Annotated in this window: 21 protein-coding genes; 12 read left to right on the top strand and 9 right to left on the bottom strand. The window is 69.9% G+C overall.

Features of this window, described 5'->3' with window-relative positions:
- Positions 1-57 precede the first annotated feature (57 nt).
- Entirely contained in the window at positions 58-711 is a 654-nt protein-coding gene (locus LC438_RS03865; protein ID WP_105672852.1) for a response regulator transcription factor, read from the bottom strand.
- Between the two features lie 231 nt (positions 712-942).
- Here LC438_RS03865 and LC438_RS03870 point away from each other — a divergent pair, with 231 nt between their 5' ends.
- Complete coding sequence (locus tag LC438_RS03870) at positions 943-2,085, top strand: sensor histidine kinase (RefSeq protein ID WP_105672851.1); 1,143 nt, start codon at positions 943-945, stop codon at positions 2,083-2,085.
- Positions 2,086-2,290: 205 nt separating this feature from the next.
- Here the strand turns inward: LC438_RS03870 and LC438_RS03875 are convergent, their stop codons facing one another.
- The gene (locus LC438_RS03875) at positions 2,291-3,034 is read right to left on the bottom strand and encodes a GntR family transcriptional regulator (RefSeq protein ID WP_223585903.1); all 744 of its coding nucleotides are present in this window, start codon (positions 3,032-3,034) and stop codon (positions 2,291-2,293) included.
- A 170-nt stretch (positions 3,035-3,204) separates the two neighbouring features.
- On the opposite strand from LC438_RS03875, the gene LC438_RS03880 reads away from it, so the two are divergent.
- From LC438_RS03880 to LC438_RS18730, 7 genes are all read left to right on the top strand, one after another.
- Positions 3,205-4,134, top strand: a complete 930-nt coding sequence (locus tag LC438_RS03880; RefSeq protein ID WP_105672849.1) for a phosphate/phosphite/phosphonate ABC transporter substrate-binding protein — start codon at positions 3,205-3,207, stop codon at positions 4,132-4,134.
- A gap of 81 nt (positions 4,135-4,215) precedes the next feature.
- The gene (gene phnC, locus LC438_RS03885) at positions 4,216-5,043 is read left to right on the top strand and encodes a phosphonate ABC transporter ATP-binding protein (RefSeq protein WP_105672848.1); all 828 of its coding nucleotides are present in this window, start codon (positions 4,216-4,218) and stop codon (positions 5,041-5,043) included.
- Positions 5,040-6,779 carry an ABC transporter permease gene (locus LC438_RS03890; protein ID WP_223585904.1) on the top strand — a complete coding sequence of 580 codons (1,740 nt, stop codon included), beginning with the start codon at positions 5,040-5,042 and terminating at the stop codon, positions 6,777-6,779. The genes phnC and LC438_RS03890 overlap by 4 nt, the downstream gene beginning before the upstream one ends.
- On the top strand, positions 6,776-7,900 hold the full coding sequence (locus tag LC438_RS03895) for a TIGR03364 family FAD-dependent oxidoreductase (protein ID WP_105672847.1): 1,125 nt from the start codon (positions 6,776-6,778) through the stop codon (positions 7,898-7,900). The genes LC438_RS03890 and LC438_RS03895 overlap by 4 nt, the downstream gene beginning before the upstream one ends.
- The gene (locus LC438_RS03900; RefSeq protein ID WP_223585905.1) at positions 7,897-8,604 is read left to right on the top strand and encodes an HAD family hydrolase; all 708 of its coding nucleotides are present in this window, start codon (positions 7,897-7,899) and stop codon (positions 8,602-8,604) included. Before LC438_RS03895 ends, LC438_RS03900 begins: the two co-directional genes overlap by 4 nt.
- Before the next feature lie 7 nt (positions 8,605-8,611).
- Positions 8,612-9,691, top strand: a complete 1,080-nt coding sequence (locus LC438_RS03905) for an alcohol dehydrogenase catalytic domain-containing protein (protein ID WP_223585906.1) — start codon at positions 8,612-8,614, stop codon at positions 9,689-9,691.
- 156 nt (positions 9,692-9,847) lie between these two features.
- Complete coding sequence (locus LC438_RS18730) at positions 9,848-10,756, top strand: DMT family transporter (protein WP_105672844.1); 909 nt, start codon at positions 9,848-9,850, stop codon at positions 10,754-10,756.
- 1 nt (position 10,757) lies between these two features.
- On the opposite strand, the gene LC438_RS03915 is transcribed toward LC438_RS18730, so the two are convergent.
- A complete protein-coding gene (locus LC438_RS03915) occupies positions 10,758-11,516 on the bottom strand; it encodes a membrane protein insertase YidC (protein WP_105672843.1) in 759 nt (252 codons plus the stop codon).
- Positions 11,517-11,579: 63 nt separating this feature from the next.
- Entirely contained in the window at positions 11,580-11,852 is a 273-nt protein-coding gene (locus LC438_RS03920) for a DUF6412 domain-containing protein (protein WP_105672842.1), read from the bottom strand.
- Positions 11,853-11,942: 90 nt separating this feature from the next.
- Here LC438_RS03920 and LC438_RS03925 point away from each other — a divergent pair, with 90 nt between their 5' ends.
- Entirely contained in the window at positions 11,943-12,974 is a 1,032-nt protein-coding gene (locus tag LC438_RS03925; protein ID WP_105672841.1) for a nitronate monooxygenase family protein, read from the top strand.
- A 236-nt stretch (positions 12,975-13,210) separates the two neighbouring features.
- Here LC438_RS03925 and purU read toward each other — a convergent pair whose 3' ends face one another.
- Positions 13,211-14,062 carry a formyltetrahydrofolate deformylase gene (gene purU, locus LC438_RS03930; protein WP_105672840.1) on the bottom strand — a complete coding sequence of 284 codons (852 nt, stop codon included), beginning with the start codon at positions 14,060-14,062 and terminating at the stop codon, positions 13,211-13,213.
- A gap of 75 nt (positions 14,063-14,137) precedes the next feature.
- Here purU and LC438_RS03935 point away from each other — a divergent pair, with 75 nt between their 5' ends.
- The gene (locus LC438_RS03935) at positions 14,138-14,605 is read left to right on the top strand and encodes a glutaminase (protein WP_105672839.1); all 468 of its coding nucleotides are present in this window, start codon (positions 14,138-14,140) and stop codon (positions 14,603-14,605) included.
- 62 nt (positions 14,606-14,667) lie between these two features.
- On the opposite strand, the gene LC438_RS03940 is transcribed toward LC438_RS03935, so the two are convergent.
- From LC438_RS03940 to LC438_RS03955, 4 genes are read right to left on the bottom strand one after another with little or no spacing between them, the layout of a single operon-like run.
- A complete protein-coding gene (locus tag LC438_RS03940; RefSeq protein ID WP_105672838.1) occupies positions 14,668-15,384 on the bottom strand; it encodes a GMP synthase in 717 nt (238 codons plus the stop codon).
- A gap of 24 nt (positions 15,385-15,408) precedes the next feature.
- On the bottom strand, positions 15,409-16,149 hold the full coding sequence (locus tag LC438_RS03945; protein WP_223585907.1) for a LysR substrate-binding domain-containing protein: 741 nt from the start codon (positions 16,147-16,149) through the stop codon (positions 15,409-15,411).
- A gap of 20 nt (positions 16,150-16,169) precedes the next feature.
- Positions 16,170-16,535, bottom strand: a complete 366-nt coding sequence (locus tag LC438_RS03950; protein WP_223585908.1) for a hypothetical protein — start codon at positions 16,533-16,535, stop codon at positions 16,170-16,172.
- Positions 16,532-18,154, bottom strand: coding sequence for a PspC domain-containing protein (locus LC438_RS03955; RefSeq protein ID WP_223585909.1), 1,623 nt, complete (start codon positions 18,152-18,154; stop codon positions 16,532-16,534). Before LC438_RS03955 ends, LC438_RS03950 begins: the two co-directional genes overlap by 4 nt.
- Positions 18,155-18,267: 113 nt before the next feature.
- On the opposite strand from LC438_RS03955, the gene LC438_RS03960 reads away from it, so the two are divergent.
- Together LC438_RS03960 and LC438_RS03965 are read left to right on the top strand one after the other, a co-directional pair.
- Entirely contained in the window at positions 18,268-19,467 is a 1,200-nt protein-coding gene (locus tag LC438_RS03960; RefSeq protein WP_223585910.1) for an ATP-binding protein, read from the top strand.
- Positions 19,460-20,119: a response regulator transcription factor gene (locus LC438_RS03965; protein ID WP_105672834.1), complete on the top strand. Its 660-nt coding sequence runs from the start codon at positions 19,460-19,462 to the stop codon at positions 20,117-20,119. The genes LC438_RS03960 and LC438_RS03965 overlap by 8 nt, the downstream gene beginning before the upstream one ends.
- Positions 20,120-20,208 lie beyond the last annotated feature (89 nt).

Below are 20,208 nucleotides of genomic sequence, written 5' to 3' on the forward strand. Positions count from 1 at the left end.
GAAAGCCGGCGAGTCTCGACCAGGTTCGCGACCGGAAGGGGGGAGCCGCTCGAGGGCTCAGCGGAAGTCGACGAGCCCCGCGTGCGCTGCGGTGACGAGGATCTGCACGCGATCGCGCACCTGCCACTTCGCCATGATGCGGCCGAGGTGAGCCTTGACCGTGCCCTCGGACACGATCAGCGACTGCGCGATCTCGGAGTTCGACATGCCCTGGGCGAGGCGTTCGAGCACCTCGGCCTCGCGCTCGGTGAGCTCTTCGAGCTCCGTGTCGCCGGGGAGCGGTTCCGTGCTGCGCACGTGCTTGACGAGGAGGGACGCGATGCGCGGCGACAGCGAGCTCGCGCCGCTGTGCACTTCACGCACGCCGGTGACGATGCTCTCCGCGCTCGAATCCTTGAGGAGGTAGCCGGAGGCGCCGGCGCTCAGCATCGGCAGCACGGTGTCGCTGCCGTCGAGGGTGGTGACGGCGAGCACCCGAACCCCCGGCCACCGATCGGCGATCGCCGCGGTGGCCTCGATGCCGTTCATCTCGGGCATCTGGACGTCCATCATCACGACATCCGGCTGGTCCTTCTCGATGAACGCGATCGCCTCGAGCCCGTTCTCGGCCTGCCCGATGACGTCGATCGCCGGATCCCTCGCGACGAAATGGGAGAGTGCGGAGCGCACGAGAGGGTCGTCGTCGACGATGAGCACGCGGATGTCCGGCATGAGGGAAGCCTATCGGCGCTGGCCGGGAGGTCAGGGGCAGATCTAGACCTTTGTCTAGTGAGGTCTGGACTCAAGGCAGATGTGCGCCGCGAGCGGAGCCGAGAAGATCAATAGGTACCTAGACGAAAGAACTACCTACGGAGGTGAACTACTATGACTTTCTGGCAGCAGGTTGGCAAGATGTTCGGCGTATATCGCTAAGAATACCTGGCTAAAGGGAGACAGTGAACCATGGCCTTTGACCAGTCGCTCCGCGAATCACCGGGTGTGCTTCGCATCGGGCGCGGCGAGAGACTGGGTGCCGTCGAGAGGATCGTCGTCCTCGCGGCCATCGGCATCGTCGTCTCGATCGACATCATCGGTCTCTTCCTCCCGCCGGGTGTGGAACTCGGTGCGGCGGCGATCAGCATCGCCTCCACCGCAGTATTCGCTCTCTATCTGTGGTCGCCCGTCTGGGCGACCGTGGCAATGGCCGTCATCTTCGGCCTCTCCTTCTTCAGCGGAACCGAGACCCAGGTCCTCACCGCCGCCGCAGTCGCGGCCGGAATGGTGATGCGACTGGGCAGAGGGTCCCTGATCTTCTCCTACATCGGAGTCTTCCTCCTGTCCTCGGCGCTCATCGCGTTCGGGGATACGAGGGTGCCCGTGAACGTCGGCGTCCAGATGATCCTGGCCGCCGTGTCGGGCGCCATCGGCTATGCGCTGCGGCTCGGCGCCGAGAGAGGAAGCCGACTCGAGCGCGAGCTCGTCGTGCAGGTCGAGAAGGAGCACGAAGCGGTCCTCGCCGAGAGGCGCTGGATCGCAGGAGAACTCCACGACAGCATCGCGCACCACCTCACCGTGGTCGCCCTGCACGTGCAGATGCTCGACGACCCGACGATGACCTCCGAATCCCAGGAGGCCATCCGGGTCGCCGCACGCAAGGCCATGGCCGATCTGCGCTTCGTGATCGAACTCGCCGACGACGGACCCCGCTCTGCCGGAATGCAGACGGGCGACCTCGATTCGGCGGTCGACGAAGCGAAGGCGGAGATCGAGGCCGCAGGCCACCCCGTCGTCGCGACCGGCGACCCCCGGGATGAGCGCATCCCCCGTGTCGCGGAGATCGCCTTCGCGCGCATCGTCCGAGAGTCGGCGACCAACATCCTCAAGCACGCCGGCCCGGGGGAGGTCGCGATCAGCCTTGACATCGACGACGACTCGGCCGCGCTGACGATCAGCAGTCCGATGCCGACGACTCCGCGGAGGGATCTCCCCTCCAGTGGCACCGGTCTCAACCGCATGGCCGAGCGCGTGCTCGGAGCGAGCGGCGAGTTCACGGCGGGTGAGGTCGACGGCGCATGGCAGGTTGCCGCTAGACTGCCAATGGCCTGATCAGCGCCTCAATCAAGACCTAGACGAAAGTCTAGGCAAGTCTGAACGAACGTCCCTTTCAAGGGCACCCTCACGCGACCTATCCTGGAATCTCCCCAGAATAAGCGTCCCCAGCGCTGCGATCGCGAGCGCGATCTTCTAAGGCTTCTGAAACCACTGCGCTCGCGATCGCGTTCTGTGTACGGGACACGTCCCGATCAGGCGGCTATCCGCCCACCGCGCGCATGTAGTGCCCGTCCGTCGAGATCCCGGATGCGGCGACCGTGAAGCGCACGACCTCGCTGAGGTAGCGGTCCTCCGACGCCTCGAAGATGCGCCCCTCTGCGTCCCTCGAGATGCGACTCAGGCGCAGGATCGGCGTCCCCTGCGGAACACGCAGCAGCGCGGCATCCTGCTCGTCCGCTGCTACCGCGTCGATCACGTGCTGCAGTCCGACGATCGGATGTCCGACGGATGCGAGGTACTCGGTGATCGACACGCTGTCGAGGTCGACCTCGAAGAGCCTCCGCCCGGCGACCTCCGTGTAGAAGAGCCGCTCGAGCATGGTCGGGCGTCCGTCCAGCGACCGCAGCCGTACGACGCTGACGATGGTGTCGTCCGGAGCGACCCCGAGGAGCTCGGCCTTGGAGCCCGCGCGCCGCAGGCTCAGCTCCTGCGTCTGCGCGCCGGGGGTCACGCCGAGGTTGCGCGCCCAGCGGGTGAACGGCACGGACATGTCGACGGCCTGACTTGCCTTCCGCGCGACGACGCGCGCGGGGCGACCTCGGCTGGTCTCGATCAGCCCCTCGCCCCGCAGGGCGGCCAGGGCATTGCGGATCGGGCCGCGCGATGTGCTCCAGCGCTCGGCCAGTTCGGCCTCGGTGGGAACGTCATCGCCCGGACGCAGGATGCCGGAGGCGATCTGCGCGCGCAGCTCGTCGGCGATCTGGGTGTACACAGCTTCTGCCACATAGGCATACTACTTGGTCAGGTCGTTGAGGAGTGAGAGGTTTCTCCGGTGTTCATCCGGGAGAACCCTCGGTAAACGACCTCTGAACTCTTGCAAGTTAGGTACCTTTCTCGACTCGAGACCTGAGAGAGTCATCCGTGGATCAACCCCCACACACCCGAAAGGTCCTCATGAAGCTCCGTGCTCTCCCCGCCCTCGCCGGCGCCGCGGTCCTCGCCCTCGGCCTCGCTGCCTGTTCCGGTTCGGCCGATGCCACCAGCAACGGCGGCACCGACGAGGCAGCCGCGACCTCCAGCTACGCGGTCGACGAGAACACCCTCGTCTTCGGCGTCGTCCCCGACTCGGTCGACACCGAGACCAACTACCAGCCGCTGATGGACTACATCGCGAAGATCACCGGCAAGACGGTCGAGTACCACGAGTCCACCGACTACGCCGCTCTCATCGAGGCCGCGGTCGCGGGCAAGATCGACGTCGCCTCGTTCTCGGGCTTCACCTACGTCACGGCCACCGCCAACGGCGCCAAGCTCACCCCCATCTCCTCCATCGTCACCGAAGAGGGTCAGGAGCCCGGCTACTACTCGCAGGCGATCGTCCCCAAGGGCAGCAGCATCTCGAGCATCGCGGACTTCAAGGGCAAGAAGGTCTGCTTCGTCGACCCGTCCTCGACCTCCGGCTACCTCTTCCCGTCGTACAACCTGCTCCAGGCCGGCATCGACCCGAAGACCGACATCACCCCCGTCTTCGCGGGCAAGCACGACGTGAGCGTGCAGAAGGTCGGCGAGGGCGTCGAGTGCGAGGCGGGCTTCGCCGAGGACTCCGAGGTCGAGAAGTCCGACGCCGTGAAGGTCATCGACGAGACCATGGTGCCCGGTGCTCCGCTGGTCTACTCCTCGACCCTCCCCGACGACGTCACGAAGAAGCTCAGCGACGGCCTCGCCGAGGTCACGATCGACGACATCATCGCCGCGGGCATCAAGAGCGCCGACACGGACTCGTTCCGCAGCGTGTTCTACGCCACGAAGCCGGTCGACGACAAGTACTACGACCTCATCCGCGACATCTGCAAGAAGACCGAAGCGGAGCAGTGCCAGGGCTGACGCCCTGAGCCACGCACCCGGCCGTCGAGCGAGGTCACGACCCGTTCGACGGCCGGGACCGACTCATACAGGAGATCTGACATGAACGCGGCATCCGATGCCCTCATCCGCCTCGACGGCGTCACGAAGACCTTCGGGTCGACCACGGCGCTGAAGGACGCGTCGCTCCAGGTCTCCCGGGGCGAGATCGTCGTGCTGCTGGGGCTCTCCGGCTCCGGCAAGTCCACACTGCTCCGCCACCTCGACGGGCTCGAGGTCCCCACCTCCGGCTCGGTCGAGGTGCTCGGCCAGCAGGTCCCCGCGCTGAAGGGCGGCGCGCTGCGTCGGCTGCGCAGCCGCGTCGGGTTCATCTTCCAGCAGTTCGAGCTGGTGCCGTCGTTGACCGTGCTCGAGAACGTGCTCACCGGATCGCTCTCCACGGTGCGCGGCCCGCGGCTGGGCCTGTGGGGCTACTCGAGGGCCGCCAAGCTGCAGGCGCTCGAACACCTCGACCGCGTGGGTCTCCTCGACCGCGCCTACCAGCGCAGCGACACCCTCTCGGGCGGACAGCAGCAGCGCGTGGCCATCGCCCGGGCCCTCATGCAGAAGCCCGACATCCTGCTGGCGGACGAGCCCGTCGCGTCCCTCGACCCCGAGTCCAGCGACCAGGTCATGGCGCTGATCCGCGAGATCGCGGCGGATGCCGGCCTCACCGTCGTGTGCAGCCTGCACCAGGTCGACCTCGCGATCTCCTGGGCCGACCGCATCGTCGGCCTGCGGCACGGCGAGATCGTGCTCGACACCGTGACCGACGGACTGAGCAAGGCCGCGGTCATGGAGATCTACGGGCGGGTCGCGACGACCACCGCCGAGATCCAGGCCGTGCAGGTCGAGCTCGCGGATGCCGTCGCCGAGGTGGCTGCGCAGTGACCACCCTCACCGGCGCCCCGACCGGGGCCGCGACCCAGGGGCCTCGTGGCTCCGTCTCCGAACGCGCCCCGCGGCCCCGTATCTCTCCGGAGCGCATCGCGGCATCCCTCACGCTCGTCGCACTGGTCGTGCTCGGCATCCTCGCGGTCAACGAGGTGGGCATCTCGATCCCGGCGATGGTGGAGAGCTGGGGCAACGCGGAGAACTTCTTCGCCCGTGTGCGCGGTCTCTCCTTCCCCGAGGCCGGAGACCTGATCTGGCTGATCGCGCTGACCGTGGGCCTCGTGCTCACGGGGACCCTGCTCGCGGCCGTCCTCTCCGTGCCCATCGCGTACCTCGCCGCATCGAACACCACCCCCGGCAACGGCTGGCGTCTCGCCGCGCGCTTCATCGGCGTCCTCACCCGTGCGATCCCCGACGTCGTGCTCGCGATGGCGTTCGTGCTCATGTTCTCGCTCGGAACGCTCCCCGGCATCCTCGCCATCGGCATCCACTCGATCGGCATGATCTCGAAGATGTTCGCCGACGCGATCGAGCAGATCGACGAGGGACCCCGTCTCGCGATCCGAGCCGCCGGCGGGTCGAAGATGCAGGAGTTCACCTCCGGCGTCCTGCCGCAGGTGCTGCCCAGCTGGGTCGCGACCGTGCTGCACCGCAACGACATCAACCTGCGCGGCAGCGTGGTGCTCGGCTACGTCGGCGTCGCCGGACTCGGCCTCGAGATGTCCTACGCGTTCAAGGCCCTCAACTACGGCAAGGGCCTCGGCATCGCCCTGGTCATCTTCGTGCTCTGCATCGTGATGGAGATCGTCTCCAGTCTGGTGCGCGGCGCGATGCTCGGACAGCAGCAGCAGACGCGCTCGTGGATCGACCGCATCGTACACCCCCGCCTGGGCGGCCGCACCCCCGCGGCGCCGGAGGTGCGTGCGGCGTGGGCCGCGAGCCCGCAGACGGCCGTGCGCCGACCGTGGACCGGCCAGCGCGTGCGGCACACGATCGCCGGAGCCGTCGCCGTGCTCGTCGTGATCGGCGGGGTCGTCGTCAGCGACATCAACTGGCTCGACTTCGTCACGTTCTGGGGGCGCGTCCCCGAGGTCGCCGCGAAGTTCTGGCCGCCGTCCTTCGGCAACTACGACGCCACCGTCATGATCGTCGCCATGCGCGACACGGTCGCGATCGCCCTCGCGGCCACCGTGCTCACCCTGCTCCCGTCCCTGGTGCTCGGCTCGCTCGCCGCCAGCAATGTGGCGCCGAGCAGGGGTGCGCGAGGCGTCGCGCGCTTTCTGCTCGTCGGCATCCGCGGCATCCCCGAGCTGATCCTCGCGATCGTGCTCGTCGTGATCACCGGTCTCGGACCGCAGGCGGGAGTGATCGCCCTCGCCATCGGCGGCATCGGGCTGCTCGGCAAGCTCATCGCGGACTCCTTCGAAGAGGTCGACCGTGGCCCGGAGCGTGCGCTGCGCGCCGTCGGGGCGACCCGCCTGCAGACCTACACCTCGGCGACCGTGCCGCAGGGCACCCGTGCGCTGATCGGACACAGCTTCTACATGCTCGACACGAACATCCGCGCGGCGACGATCCTCGGCATCGTCGGCGGTGGAGGCGTCGGCTACTACCTGCTCAACGCCAGCCAGGGCTCCCGGTACGAGACGGTCACCGCGATCGTGCTGATGATCCTCGCCACGGTGCTCGTCGTCGAGGGGCTCGCGATGTGGATGCGGAAGGTGTTCCGGTGAGCCGCGCCGACGTGGTCGTCGTGGGCTCCGGCATCGTCGGACTCGGAGCCGCGTACGCCGCCGTGCGCCGCGGGCTGCGCGTCACCGTCGTGGACCGGGCGGATGCACCGGTCGGAGCGACGATCCGCAACTTCGGGCACCTCTGCATCGGCGCGCAGACCGGCGAAGCCCGCCGCTACGCCGACCTCTCGCGAGAGCTGTGGCTGATGCTGTCGCGCGACGCGGGGTTCTGGCTGCGCGAGTCGGGGACGCTCGTCGCCGCCCGGCACCGCGACGAGCTGGCCGTGCTGGAGGCTGCAGACGGAGACGACATCCGGATGCTGGATGCCGACGAGCTGCTGCGCCTCGCACCGCTGCGGTCCGTGGGTCTTCTCGGCGGAGCGCACATCGCAACGGATCTGCAGACGGATCCCCGCACCGCGGCATCCGCGATCGTCCGCCATCTCGCCGAGCTCGGCGTCTCGTTCCTCTTCCGCACGTCGGTGACGTCGATCGCCACAGGGCGGGTGGACACCACCCGTGGCGCGATCGAGGCCGGGCAGATCGTCGTCGCGGTGAACCACGATCTCGATCAGCTGCTGCCCGAGATCGCCGAGCGCATCGGCGTCGAGCGCTGCGCGCTGGACATGATGCGCGCGGCGGTGACGCTGCGGCATCCGCTCGCCGCCCCGCTGCTGACCGGGTGGTCGCTCGTGCGCTACGGGCGCTTCGCCGGGTCCGCCGAAGCCGCGGCACTGCGCGAGCGCCTGCACGCCGAGCGGCCTGATCTCGCGGCGATCGACCTCAACCAGATGTACACGCAGCTGCCGGACGGCACGCTCATCATCGGCGACTCGCACGCCACGTCGGCAGCGCCTCCGCCCTTCCAGCCGGAGTCCGCGTTCGACGCGTTCTTGACGGAGGCGCAGGCGCTGTTCGACATGCCGGAGCCCCGCGTGATCGAGAGATGGCAGGGCGTCTACGCCAAGGGGCCGCAGGAGTTCCTCGTCGAACGTCCTGAGGAGGGGGTGCTGGTGCTCGCCGCGACCACCGGCATCGGAATGACAACGGGTCTGGGGCTCGCTGAAGAGAATCTCACCGCCGCCTTCGGGTGGGCACCCGCAATGGAAGGAACATCATGACCACTCCTCTCGAACTCGCCGTCCTCGACATGGCAGGCACCACGGTGCTCGACGACGGCGTCGTCGAGCAGGCGTTCCAGCGCGCAGCCGAGCGCACGGGCGTCGCCGACCGGATGCCGTGGGCCGAGGCCCTCGACTACGTGCGCGTCACCATGGGGCAGTCGAAGATCGACGTCTTCACCCACCTGTCGGGCGGCGACGCGCTCGCTGCAGCCCGCGCCACCGCCGAGTTCGAGGGGGCCTACGCCGAGATCGTCGCGGAGCAGGGGGTCTCCGAGATCCCCGGCGCCGCCGACGCGATCCAGGACCTGAAGGACGCCGGTCTCGCGGTCGTGCTCACCACCGGCTTCGCTCCCGTCACGCGCGATGTGCTGCTGAACGGACTGGGCTGGGGCGACCTCGTCGACCTCGCGCTGTCTCCTGTGGACGCCGGGCGCGGACGCCCCGCACCCGACCTCGTGCTCACGGCGCTGCTGCGCACGGGCGCCACCCGGGTGTCGGCCGTCGCCGTCGCGGGTGACACCACGAGCGACGTCGAGTCGGGTCGCCGCGCGGGCGCGGGCTTCGTCGCCGGCGTGCTCAGCGGAGCGCACGATCAACGGGCGCTCTCCGCCGCGGGCGCCGACGCGGTTCTCGCCGACGTCACGGGTCTGCGCGGCGTGCTCGCCGAGCGCGGGCTGCTCCCTCTCGTCTCCCGCGTCTGAGCCGGACATGGGCACGCTGCTGATTCGCCCGCCCGGCCACCGCAGAGACGTCGCGCTTCGCCCGGCGGCCACGGCCATGGTCTGGATCGGCGAGGGCCACCCGCACGAGATGATCGCGGTGCCGGGCGTGGCCCTCGGCGACCGCGACGCGCTGATCGCGGTCGAGATGTCGACGATCTGCGGGTCCGACGTGCACACCGTGCAGGGGCGCCGCTCGGCGCCTACCCCTCTCGTGCTCGGGCACGAGAGCGTCGGCCGTGTGATCGCGCTCGGGGATGCCGGGGCGCTCGCCGTCGACGGCACACCGCTGCGCATCGGCGACCGGGTCGTCTGGTCGGTCACGGTGTCGTGCGGAACGTGCGACCGCTGCCTCGCCGGCCTCACGCAGAAGTGCCGGTCGCTGGGCAAGTACGGCCACGACCGGATCGGGGCGCACGGAGACCTCACGGGCGCATTCGGCAGCCACGTGCAGCTCCGCGAGGGCACGGCCATCGCGCGCGTGCCGGAGACGCTGCCGGCGTCGGTGCTGGCGCCGGCCGCCTGCGCGACCGCCACCGCCTGGGCCGCCGTCGCCCGCGCTCGTCGCAGCCTCGAGGGGGCGACCGTGCGGATCCACGGCGCGGGACTCGTCGGACTCTCCGCCGCGGCCATCGCCGCGGAGCAGGGAGCGCTCGTCGAGGTCCGTGACCCGAACCCGCAGCGTCAGGCGCTGGCCACGGCCTTCGGTGCGACGACCATCGACCGTGACCCGGAGGTCGTGATCGAGGCCTCAGGGCATGCGGTCGCCGAGGCGATCGACGGGGTCGCCGTCGGCGGCGTCGTCGTGCTCGTGGGCAGCGTGTTCCCCGCAGAACCTGTTCCCCTCGACGCCGAGAGCATCGTCCGCAGGCTCGTCACGATCGCCGGGGTGCACAACTACACGGGCGCGGAGCTCGCCGAGACGGTCGCCTTCCTCTCCGGGAGGGGCCGTGCCTATCCGTTCGCGGATGCGGTGGGCGAGATCCGTCCGCTGGGCGAGCTCGACGAGGCGCTGGCCGCGGCATCCGCTCCCGGCGCCCCGCTGCGGATCGGACTCGTGCCGGGCTGACGCCGGCACCCGGTCGTCGAGCGAGCGGAGCGAGCCCGGACGGGTTCCCGGGGCGCGCGGCCGCGGGGCGCGCCTCACCCGGTCGTTGAGCGAGCGGAGCGAGTCGAAACGGTTCCCGGGGCGCGCGGCCCCGGGGCCCGCCCCTAGGCTGGAGGGGTGCAGCAGCCAGCGTCGTCCCGCCCTCTCGTCGGCGTCGCCCTCGTCGTCGGCTCCTGCGCCTCACTGCCGTTCGGGGCGGCCGTCGCGGCGCAGCTGTTCCCGAAGCTCGGGCCCTGGGGCGTCACGTCGCTCCGGGTCGCGATCGCCGCGCTCCTGCTGCTCGTCATCGTGCGTCCGCGCCCGCGCAGCTGGAGCCGACAGCAGTGGATCGCCGCCGTCCTGTTCGGTGTGTCGCTGGCGGCGATGAACGGCTTCTTCTACGCCGCGATCGACCGCATCCCCCTGGGGCCCGCCGTCGCGATCGAGTTCCTCGGACCGCTCGTGCTGGCGGCGGTGCTCACCCGGAGGCTCGCCGACGCCGTGTGGGTCGGCATCGCCCTCGTCGGCATGGCGCTGCTCGGGGTCGACGGCATGGTCGGCGCCGAGCCCCTCGACCCGCTCGGGGTCGTGTTCATCCTCATCGCCGCCGGTTTCTGGGCCATGTACATCCGCATGAGCGCCCGTGTCGGCGCGTTGATCCCCGGGACCAGCGGACTGTCGATCGGTCTCGTCGTCGCGGCCGTGCTGTTGCTCCCGGTCGGAGTCCCCACGTCCCTCGTGGTGGCGGGGGAGCCGGATCTGCTCGTGCTCGCCGCGATCACCGCCGTGCTTTCGTCGGTGATCCCGTACACGTTCGAGCTGGCGGCGCTGCGGCGGCTGCCTCAGCGCGTGTTCGGCATCCTGCTCAGCCTCGAGCCCGCGTTCGCGACCCTCGCCGGCTGGCTGGTGCTCGGACAGGACGCGACCGTGCTGCGGATGCTCGCGGTGGGCCTCGTGATCGCGGCCAGCGTCGGCACCACCCTCGGCGTGCGCAGGGATCGGCGCCCCGACGGGCCGTTCACGGCGCCGATCCCTCTTCCCGACTGAGTCAGACCCGCGCGGGAGCCGCCTCCGGAAGCGGGTACCGCCGGCGCAGCACGACGCGCTGCACGAGGGTCCACGCCACCGTGACCGTCAGGTAGAGCGCCGCCGCGAGCGGGACGAACACCGCGAACACCGCGGTGAGGTAGTGCATCGCACTCATGATTCGCAGCATCCCGGGGGAGGACAGCGGAGAGTCGTCGACCGGCGTGGGGCGGAACACCCTCCGGGTGATGTCGGCGATCACGATCATGATGGCGATGAGCACGCCATACACCAGCAGGGTGGGGAGCTGGAACGGCCCCGTGGCGAGCATGTGCAGCAGGCTCGTGCCCAGCGGTGCGCCGAACAGGTCGTGCTCGAGCAGGGCGTTGGGGTGCCCGGCGATCTCCGGCCGCAGGAACAGCGTGTAGAGGATGCCGACGACGGGCGCCTGAGCGAGCACGGGGAGCATGCCCGCGAAGGGGGAGGTGTTCTCGGAGCGGTACAGCTCCAGCATCTCCTTCTGCAGCCGCTCCGGGTTCTTCTTGTGCTTCTGCTGCAGGGCGCGCAGCCGCGGTGCGAGGCGTGCTCTGGTCTGCTCGGCCTTCGCCTGGGAGATCCCGACAGGGATCAGCAGGGCGCGCACCAGCAGGGTGACGAGCACGACCGCGAGGGCGGCCGCGGATGCTCCGGCGAGAGGGGTGAGGATGGTCGAGAGTCCGGCGAGGCCGCCGTAGGCCACGTCGAGCAGCCAGGTCAGGGGAGGGAAGGCGAAGATGTCCAAGAGGGGTCCGTTCGTGTGCGGGAAGGGTCGGCGAAGACCGCGCAGTCCCGTACGAGAGACGGACTACGCGGCGACGGCGACTCCCGGCGCACGAGGGCGCGGGTGGCCTGCGGCATCCGGATCGCTCTGACTCAGCAGCGCGCCGATGTCGATGGCGCGCAGCGGGTGCGGGGCATCGGCATCCGGAGCGGGCCCGACGGTCAGGGCGAGGGCGATGGTGAGGGCGGCCAGCGCGACCAGGGCGATCGCGAGACCGAGCGCTGCGGCATCGGGCATGGACACGAGGCCGAGGGCGGTCGCGACGAAGCCCAGCATCTGGCTGATCCACTCGCTCATGCGCGCCCCTCTCCGAGCCGAGAGTATCACCGCGCGCGGGGAACGGTCACACTCCGCCACGGCTGTGCGCTGCGGGCGTAACGTCGAAGCATGAGCCTCTTCGACGTCGCGCATCCGATCGTCCTCGGCCCGTTCGGCGGGCTGTCGTCCGTACCGCTCACGGCCGCCGTCAGCGAGGCGGGAGGACTCGGATCGTACGGGCTGTACGGCTACGACGCCGACAGGATCCGTGCCACGATCGCGGCGATACGGAACGCGACGGCCCAGCCGTTCGCCGTGAACATATGGCTGCCGACGGGCGACGAGGTCGAGCCGAACGCGCAGCACGCGATCTTCGCACAGGCCCTCGCGCCCTTCTACGAGGCCGTCGGCGTCGACGTGCCTCCGCGCCCCGCGCAGTACCTGCCGTCGCTGGAGGAGCAGACGGATGCGATCCTCGCGGCCGCTCCCGCGGTGCTCAGCGTCGTCTTCGGGGTACCTTCAGCCGAGCTGGTCGACGACGCGCATCGCCGTGGCATCCGCGTGGTGGGCACGGCGACCACCGTCGGTGAGGCGGTGGCGCTCGCCGGGTCCGGGGTGGACGCGATCGTCGCGACCGGGGCGGAGGCCGCGGGGCACCGAGTGTCGTTTCTGCGGCCTGCCGAGGAATCGCTCGTCGGACTCTTCTCCCTGCTCCCGCAGGTCGTGGATGCCGTCCACGTGCCCGTGATCGCGGCAGGCGGCATCGCCGACCGTCGCGGCGTCGCCGCCGCCTTCGCGCTGGGCGCCTCCGGGGTGCAGGTCGGCACGGCGTTCCTGGCGACGGAGGAATCGGCGGTGACCGATGCCCATCGCGATGCGATCCGCGCGACGGCGGCCGACGAGACCGTGCTGACCAGGGCGATGAGCGGTCGCCTCGCTCGCGGGGCGCGCAACAGGGCGGTGAGGGCGATCGAGGCGAGCGGCACGATCGCGCCGTTCCCGATGCAGAACTGGCTCACCGGGCGGTTCCGCGCCGCCGCGGGGGAGCAGAACCTCGGGGAGCTCCAGTCGCTCTGGATGGGGCAGTCCGCCCCGCTCGCGCGCTACGCCACGGCATCCGAGGCGTTCGCCGAACTCGTGGCGGGAGTCCCGGCGCGCTGAGGCGCGTGAGGCGCGTGAGGCGCGTGAGGCGCGTGCGAGCGAGCGGGGCGTGGGCGCGTCAGGCGCGTGCGAGCGAGGAGTCAGGAACGGTCGGGTGTGGGTGCCGTGAGGGCACGTTTTCCGACCTCTCACATTTGGCAGGGGGTGAGGGGCCGAGAACGGTCAGGTGCGGGCCATCGAAGGCGGCGGTTTCTGACCCCTCGCGCCTTGACGACGCGCGCGCGGAGGCGGGCGGGCTAGAGGATGACGGTCGAGCGGCCGTGCACGATGACGCGGTCCTCGGCGTGCCACTGCACAGCACGGGCGAGGACGAGGCGCTCGACGTCGGCGCCGCGGCTCTGCAGCTCGGAGGCCGACTCGGAGTGCGTCACCCGGGTCACGTCCTGCTCGATGATCGGGCCCTCGTCGAGGTCGGCGGTCGCATAGTGCGCGGTCGCGCCGATGAGCTTGACGCCGCGGTCCTTGGCCCTGGCATAGGGGTTCGCGCCGATGAACGCCGGCAGGAACGAGTGGTGGATGTTGATCACCGGGGCGCCGAGGCGCTCGATGAAGTCGTCGGTGAGGATCTGCATGTACCGGGCCAGGACGACGAGGTCGACGTTGCCGCGCAGCAGCTCCAGCTGCCGCTCTTCCATGAGCTGCTTGTCACCCGAGGGGATGTGCACGAACGGCACGCCGAAAGAGCGGACCGACTCCGCGAGGTCGGGGTGGTTCGACACGACCATCGTGATGTCGATGTCGAGCTGGCCGCGCTGCGTGCGCCACAGCAGCTCCATGAGGCAGTGGTCGTACTTCGAGACGAAGATCGCGACGCGCTTGCGGCGAGCGGTGTCGTGCAGCGACCACTCCATGCCGAACCGTTCGGCGACCTTCTCGAGGTCCGCTTCGAGGGCGGTCCTGGCGGCGGAGAGACCGGGCAGGTGGATGACGGTGCGCTGGAAGAATCGTCCGCCTTCGGAGTCCGTGGAGTGCTGGTCGAGGGAGATGATGTTGGCCCCGTGCTCCGCGAGCACGCCGGCGACGGCGGCGACGATGCCGGGCTGGTCGTCGCAGGCGATGAGCAGGCGGGCGGTATCTGGCTGAGACATGGGGGCTCCTCGAGGGTGTGCAACGATTCTGCCGTGGATGCGACGACCGGGCGAATCGGCTCCTAACCTGGAGGCGTGGACACTGCCGCACAGCTGCTCGATGACGCTCGAAGCGCCCTCTCCGGCGCGCCGAAGGAGGGGCTCGGCGAGGAGCGCGAGTCGCGCTGGCGAGGGCACCGCATCGTGAGGGTCGGCGAGGCCTGGCACCTTGGCGTGCTGCTGCTCACCGAGTCGCACGCGCTCGCGACGGCCGAGGTGCTGCGGGCTGCGGAGCTCGGGCGTCGGGGGTTCACCGCCGAGTCGGCGCGCGATCGGGCGGAGCGGCGGGCGCTGGCCCTGCGCGGCGGATTCGGCGAGGGCGACGTCGCGCACGTCGGCTGGACCGTGATCGACGTGGATGCCGTGGATGCCGGCGGTGCGTCTGGTCCCCTGGCGTCGATCGACGGCGTGCCGTCCGTGCGGTGGAGCGCGGCGGGCGGGTTCATGCCTCTGGAGGCGTACCTTCGCGAGCGCGTGGAGCTGCTGCGTGAGGCGGGTCGCTGAGCGGAGTCCGTGGTTCTGTCTGAGGCGATCGTGGCACCGGAGCAGGGCCCGGCCCCGGTGGCTCAGGCGAAGTGCTCGGCGAATCGTCGAAGCAGTGCCGCGCCCTCGGTGACGGATGCCGCGAGCACCTGGCCCTGCACGAGATCGAACTCGTCCGGGTCGAAGTAGCCGGTGGTGCGGTAGAACGTCATCCGGTCGGCGAAGTCGCGCGGGGTGGGTTCCGGGTGGAACTGCGCCGTGTACAGGTGGGCGCCCACGCGGTACGCCTGCACGGGGCAGGTCGCGTTCGTGGCGAGCAGCACGGCGCCCTCGGGGACGGCGACGGCGCTCTCCTTGTGCGCGGTGAACACCGTGAGAGCCGGCGCGCTCGGACCGAAGATCGGGTCGACGTCGCCCTCGGGCGTGGTCTCGATGACGGTGGCGCTCGCCGACTCCGGGGTGTCGTTCGCGACTTCTCCGCCGAGCATCCGTGTGACCACGCCGATGCTGAAGCAGGTGAAGAACGCCGCGATCCCGCCGTCGATGGAGTGCTGGGCGAGGCGTTCGAGATCGGCTTCGACCCGACGTTGCAGCAGCGACTTCGCGGCGTCGCTCACGTTGAACGGGGAGCCTCCGATGACGACGCCGCGGTAGCGGGCGAGGCGCGTGAGGTCGAGCGGCTCGTCGAGGAGGTTGAGGCGGTCGACCACGTCGACCCCGAGGGCGCGCCGGAAGGATGCGTGTTCGGCATCCGCCGCCCCGGTCTCCGGGCGCACGCAGACGTAGAGAAGCGAGGCCATTCGGAGATTCTACTGAGCGCGGGCTCAGCGCGACGAGTTGGCGGTGCGGCCTCGAACGATGCCGACGAAGGTATCGACGTCGGCGGTTGTGCGATCGCGGGGCCAGGCGAGAGCGACCGTCGAGATCGGGCCGTCGGTGAGGATGCGGTAGTCGACGTCCTTGCGGTGGTGCAGTCGGGCGATGGACATCGGCACCACCACGATGCCGACTCCGGAGGCCGCGGTCTCGATCGCGTTCTCGGCGGAGAGCGGCGCGAACGAGGCGAGAGTCGTACCGGGTAGGTCGAGCTGGCTGAGGGCGTCGTCGAGCAGGGGGATCACGACCTCGCCGTCGAGGTCGGACGAGGTCAGCTCGTCAGCGGCGAGGAGATGCGAGTCGATTGCGGCGACCACGACGGGCAGCTCGTCGTACAGCGTGATGACGTGAAGAGCATCATCGGTGAGCGGCAGTCGCACCAGCGCCGCGTCGACCTCGTCGATCGCGGACTTCTGGGTGGACACCGTGATCGGCACGAGCTCGAGCGGAACCTTGGGCATCCGGTCTTTCCATGCATCGATCCATTTGCCCGGGGTCGCGCCGGCGACGGCGCCGAGGCGGAACGTGCGTGCCTCCTCGGTCGTGGGGTCCTGCGCGTCGAACACCACCGGAGAGGTCTTCTTCGGGGGCTTGCGCGGAGGATAGCGTTCAGCCGGAGCCGCCTTGTTCTTGCGTACGGGCCCGGCCGGGCCGCGGGGACGCGAGGGGCGCCGCGGTTGTTTCGCCATCAGACCAGGGTATCCCCGGACTAGGGGGTTCGGGATGCCGCACGTCGTTGAACGCGGCGGATCAGACCGATCGCGCCGAGGAGGAGGACCAGCCCGCCCGCGACCAGCAGAGCGAAGGATGTCACGGTCATCGGTGTGAGATCGAGCACCCATCCCGCGATCCCTTCACGCCGTGCATCGTCGGCGAGGAGGAAGATCGCGTTGCCCGCGATCACGGCGAACAGCGTTCCCCAGATGATGGCCGCCCAGCGTGTACGCGGAGGGGCTGGGGCGGACACCGCTGCCATCGCGGCGGCGGGGGAGGGATCCACGGTGGCGATCGCGGCCGCGGGAGGCTCCAGCGCCACGGTCGGCGCGGGCGGTGCCGCGTAGTCGTCGGTGCTCATCGTTCTTCCTCTGCGGGTTCATGGATCGTGACGGTGATGCTGCCCGATCGCTGGGTGATGGTCACAGGCTGGATGGTGGTGATTGAGCCTCGGTCCGCGACGACGCTGGTGTTCAGCGTCTGTGAACCGTGCCGATCGGCGGACGTCCAGATGCCGCTGTCGATCACCGTGCCGGTCTCGTCGTCGATGCGCACCCACTCGACGGGGAGCGCGCCGACCGTGGCCTTCAGGTCAAGCCGGACCCCGGCTTCGAGGTCGATCTGCGTCGAGCCCGAGCCCTTGTTCACCACGAGCGGTCGGGGGCCGTCGTCATGGGGCATGAGCGTCATGTAGAGGTCGCCGAAGGGCTGATTGATCGTCTGAGCGGCGACATTCGAGATTCCCCGCGATCCGAAAGCGAGGTCTGAGAACGACGCGACGCTCCCGGTGATCAGACCCGCGACGAGTGTGAGCACTGTCACGAAGGCGAGGAAGCCGCTGCGTCGGCGCCAGGCGCCGGCGACGATCATCCCGAGGGCGAGCATCAGCGCCGCCGAGAGGAGACCGATCGCTCCTGCCGCTTCGCCGAGCCCGCTCTGCAGGGTGAACAGCGTGACGCCGGAACCGGCGACGATCGCCAGCCCGATGACAGCGGCGACGTAGGCGAAGCTCGCTCGAGGATTCGATGCCCTGCGTACGCGTCGGCGCTCAGCGGCCTCTGAGGCGAAGACCGCCGCCTCAGCCTGACGTTCTCTGCGCAGCTGGTCGCGCACGGCACGCTCGGCATCCTGCTGCTGGCGCCTCCAGGCCTGGTCCTGTTCCTTCCACGCAGCATGCTGAGCTCGCCACGCCGCGAGGGATTCGGGGTCGTTCGCCACCGGTGCGCCCGGAGGCTCCGGACGATCCGGGGCGGCGGTGGGCGGCGCGAGGTTCGTGGGAGTGGCGCCCGTCCCCTCAGCGGTACCCGAGTCGCTGAGGGTGACGGGCGCGCCCGGGGCGGCGGGATCTGCGGAAGCCATCGGCAGATCCGGCGCCGCGGCACCCGGGGTGCGGCTTGCGGCACGCACGATGAGGAAGAGCAGTCCGGCGACGATCACGAGTCCGACGAGCCAGCTGATCAGCGAGAGCGCAGACCATCCGGCATAGCCGAGACCGAAGACGGTTCCGGTGATGGGGGCGGTGGGGATGAGCCCGATGACGGCCATCGCGAGGATGCCGATCTGGACGGGCTGGTAGTCGCCCCGCAGCAGATCGCGGGTGTGGATGCGTCCGTCCGAGTCAGGCAGGAGCGCCCACGCCAGTGCGTAGAGGAAGATCACCGGCAATCCGAAGAGGGCGGCGACGACGAGCACGCCGCGCACGATCAGCGGATCGATGCGCAGGCGGACGGCGATGCCCGCGGCGACGCCGCCGAGCCACCCATCGGTCCGGGCGATGCCGAGGCCGGATACCCAGAGGAAGAATCGATCGGTGCTGTGAGGAGGGGCGGTGCGCGAACCGGCGGCCGCGCCCGTCCAGGAGTCCGAGGCCGGGGGCGTCGCGGCGGGAGAGGGATCAGGGGCGGCGTCAGAGGGAAGAGCCTCTGCAGCCTCGTCGTCGGTCTCCGCTGCCGCAGGTGGCGGCTCTGTGGGAATCGTCATGCATCGATCTTCTCGACATCGGATGCCGGGTTCCATGGGGTGAACCCCTGAGCGGACCCTGATTGTCGTCGGCTGAAGGCTCGGATCGTCGTCGCGGATGATTGGATGTCGTCATGTCCTCTTCGGCCGCGTCTGCACGACCTCCTCAGGTCTCCGCGCCCGCGCGCCCTCCGCTGGTGCGCGATCGCGAGTGCGTCGTCGCCGGTGTGAGCACCGGAGTGGCCAGGCATCTCAGTGCGCCGTTGTGGACGGTGCGCGCGTTGTTCGTCGTCCTGCTGCTGTCCGGTGGGGCCGGCCTGCTCCTCTACCTCTGGTTCTGGGCGTTCATGCCGTGGGCCGAGGGTGAGCAGACTCCGACCAGGCGAGCGCCTGTGGCCTGGATGCTCCTCGCCCCGGCGGCCGTCGGCGTGATCGTCGTGCTCTCGTGGAGCGTCGGCGGCAGCTGGCTCGGCGGGGTGTCCGCCGGTGAGGCCGCGGTGGTGGTCACCGTGACGACCTCGCTCGCTGCGGGGGCAGGGCTGTGGGCGACGCTGTTCGACCGCACCGACGCGGACCGCGGACCGCGGCATACTCTGATTGTCAGAGCACTGGCGGTCCTGCTCCTCGCGCTCCTCTTCGCCCTTCTGCTCATGCGGCCCGCAGGTGAGGCCAGCGTCGCCCTCGTGCTGCTGCCGCTCGCCGGTCTGCTCGCCGTGCTGTCGTCGACGCTCATCCATCGGTGGAAGGAGCTGACCGGCGAACGCGTGCGCCGCATCCGCGAGGAGCAGCGCAGCGAGATGGCTGCGCACCTGCACGACTCGGTGCTGCAGACGCTCGCGTTGATCCAGAACAGGGCAGGAGCGTCGAGTGAGGCGGCGCGGCTCGCCCGAGCGCAGGAGCGGGAGCTTCGAGCGTGGTTGTACGACGGCGATGCCCCGGCGGACAGCGATCTGCCCACCGATCTGAGGGACTACGCGGGGGCCCTCGAACTCGACTTCCCGGTGCGGATCGACGTCGTGTCGGCGGGCCTCTCCGCCGAACGCGCGAGCGGAGGGCTCGCCGCCGCGGCGCGGGAGGCGATGCTGAACGCTGCCAGGCACGCCGGCGGGGAGATCTCCGTCTACATCGAGGGCAGCGCGGCGGGGGTGGATGTGTTCATCAGAGATCGTGGCGCAGGGTTCGCTCTCGACGAGGTGCCGAGCGATCGCCTCGGGGTGCGCGAGTCGATCGTCGGACGCATGCGCCGGTACGGCGGCACCGGAACCGTACGCAGCGACGACAAGGGCACCGAGATCCATCTGCACCTCCCGACCCCAGGAGAGAACCGTGGCTGAGGCCATCCGCGTCGTGATCGTCGACGACCACTCGATCTTCCGATCCGGTCTCCGCGCAGATCTCGATGCGACGGTCGACGTGGTCGGAGAGGCAGCCGACGTCCCGTCGGCGATCGCCGTCATCCGCGAGACCGGCCCCGACGTCGTGCTGCTCGACGTTCATCTCCCCGGGGGTGGGGGTACGGATGCGACCGGCGGCGAGGAGGTGATCCGAGGCTCCACGCCGACGACCGCCCGCTTCCTCGCGCTGAGCGTGTCGGATGCCGCGGAAGACGTGGTTCGCGTGATCCGTGCCGGAGCTCGGGGGTACATCACCAAAGGCTCGTCCGGCGTCGAGGTGAGCAGTGCCGTGCGCGCAGTGGCAGACGGGGACGCCGTGTTCTCGCCTCGGCTCGCGGGTTTCGTGCTCGACGCGTTCGGTGCCGTCGCAGGGGAGACAGCCACCGCGCAGGATGAACTCGACAGGCTGTCGTCACGCGAGCAGGAGGTCATGCGACTGATCGCGCGAGGCTATGCCTACAAGGAGGTCGCGTCCGAGCTGTTCATCTCGATCAAGACGGTCGAGACGCATGTGTCCGCGGTGCTTCGCAAACTCCAGCTGTCATCACGACATGAGCTGACGGTCTGGGCATCGGAGCGGAGATTGCTCTGACGCATGCCGTCACGCACCTCGGAGCGGAGATTGCTCTGACCCACGCACACCGTAACGCACCTCGGAACGCAGATTGCTCTGACGCACGC

The sequence above is a fragment of the Microbacterium sp. OVT16B genome, from assembly GCF_019969705.1.
GTDB lineage: Bacteria > Actinomycetota > Actinomycetes > Actinomycetales > Microbacteriaceae > Microbacterium > Microbacterium natoriense.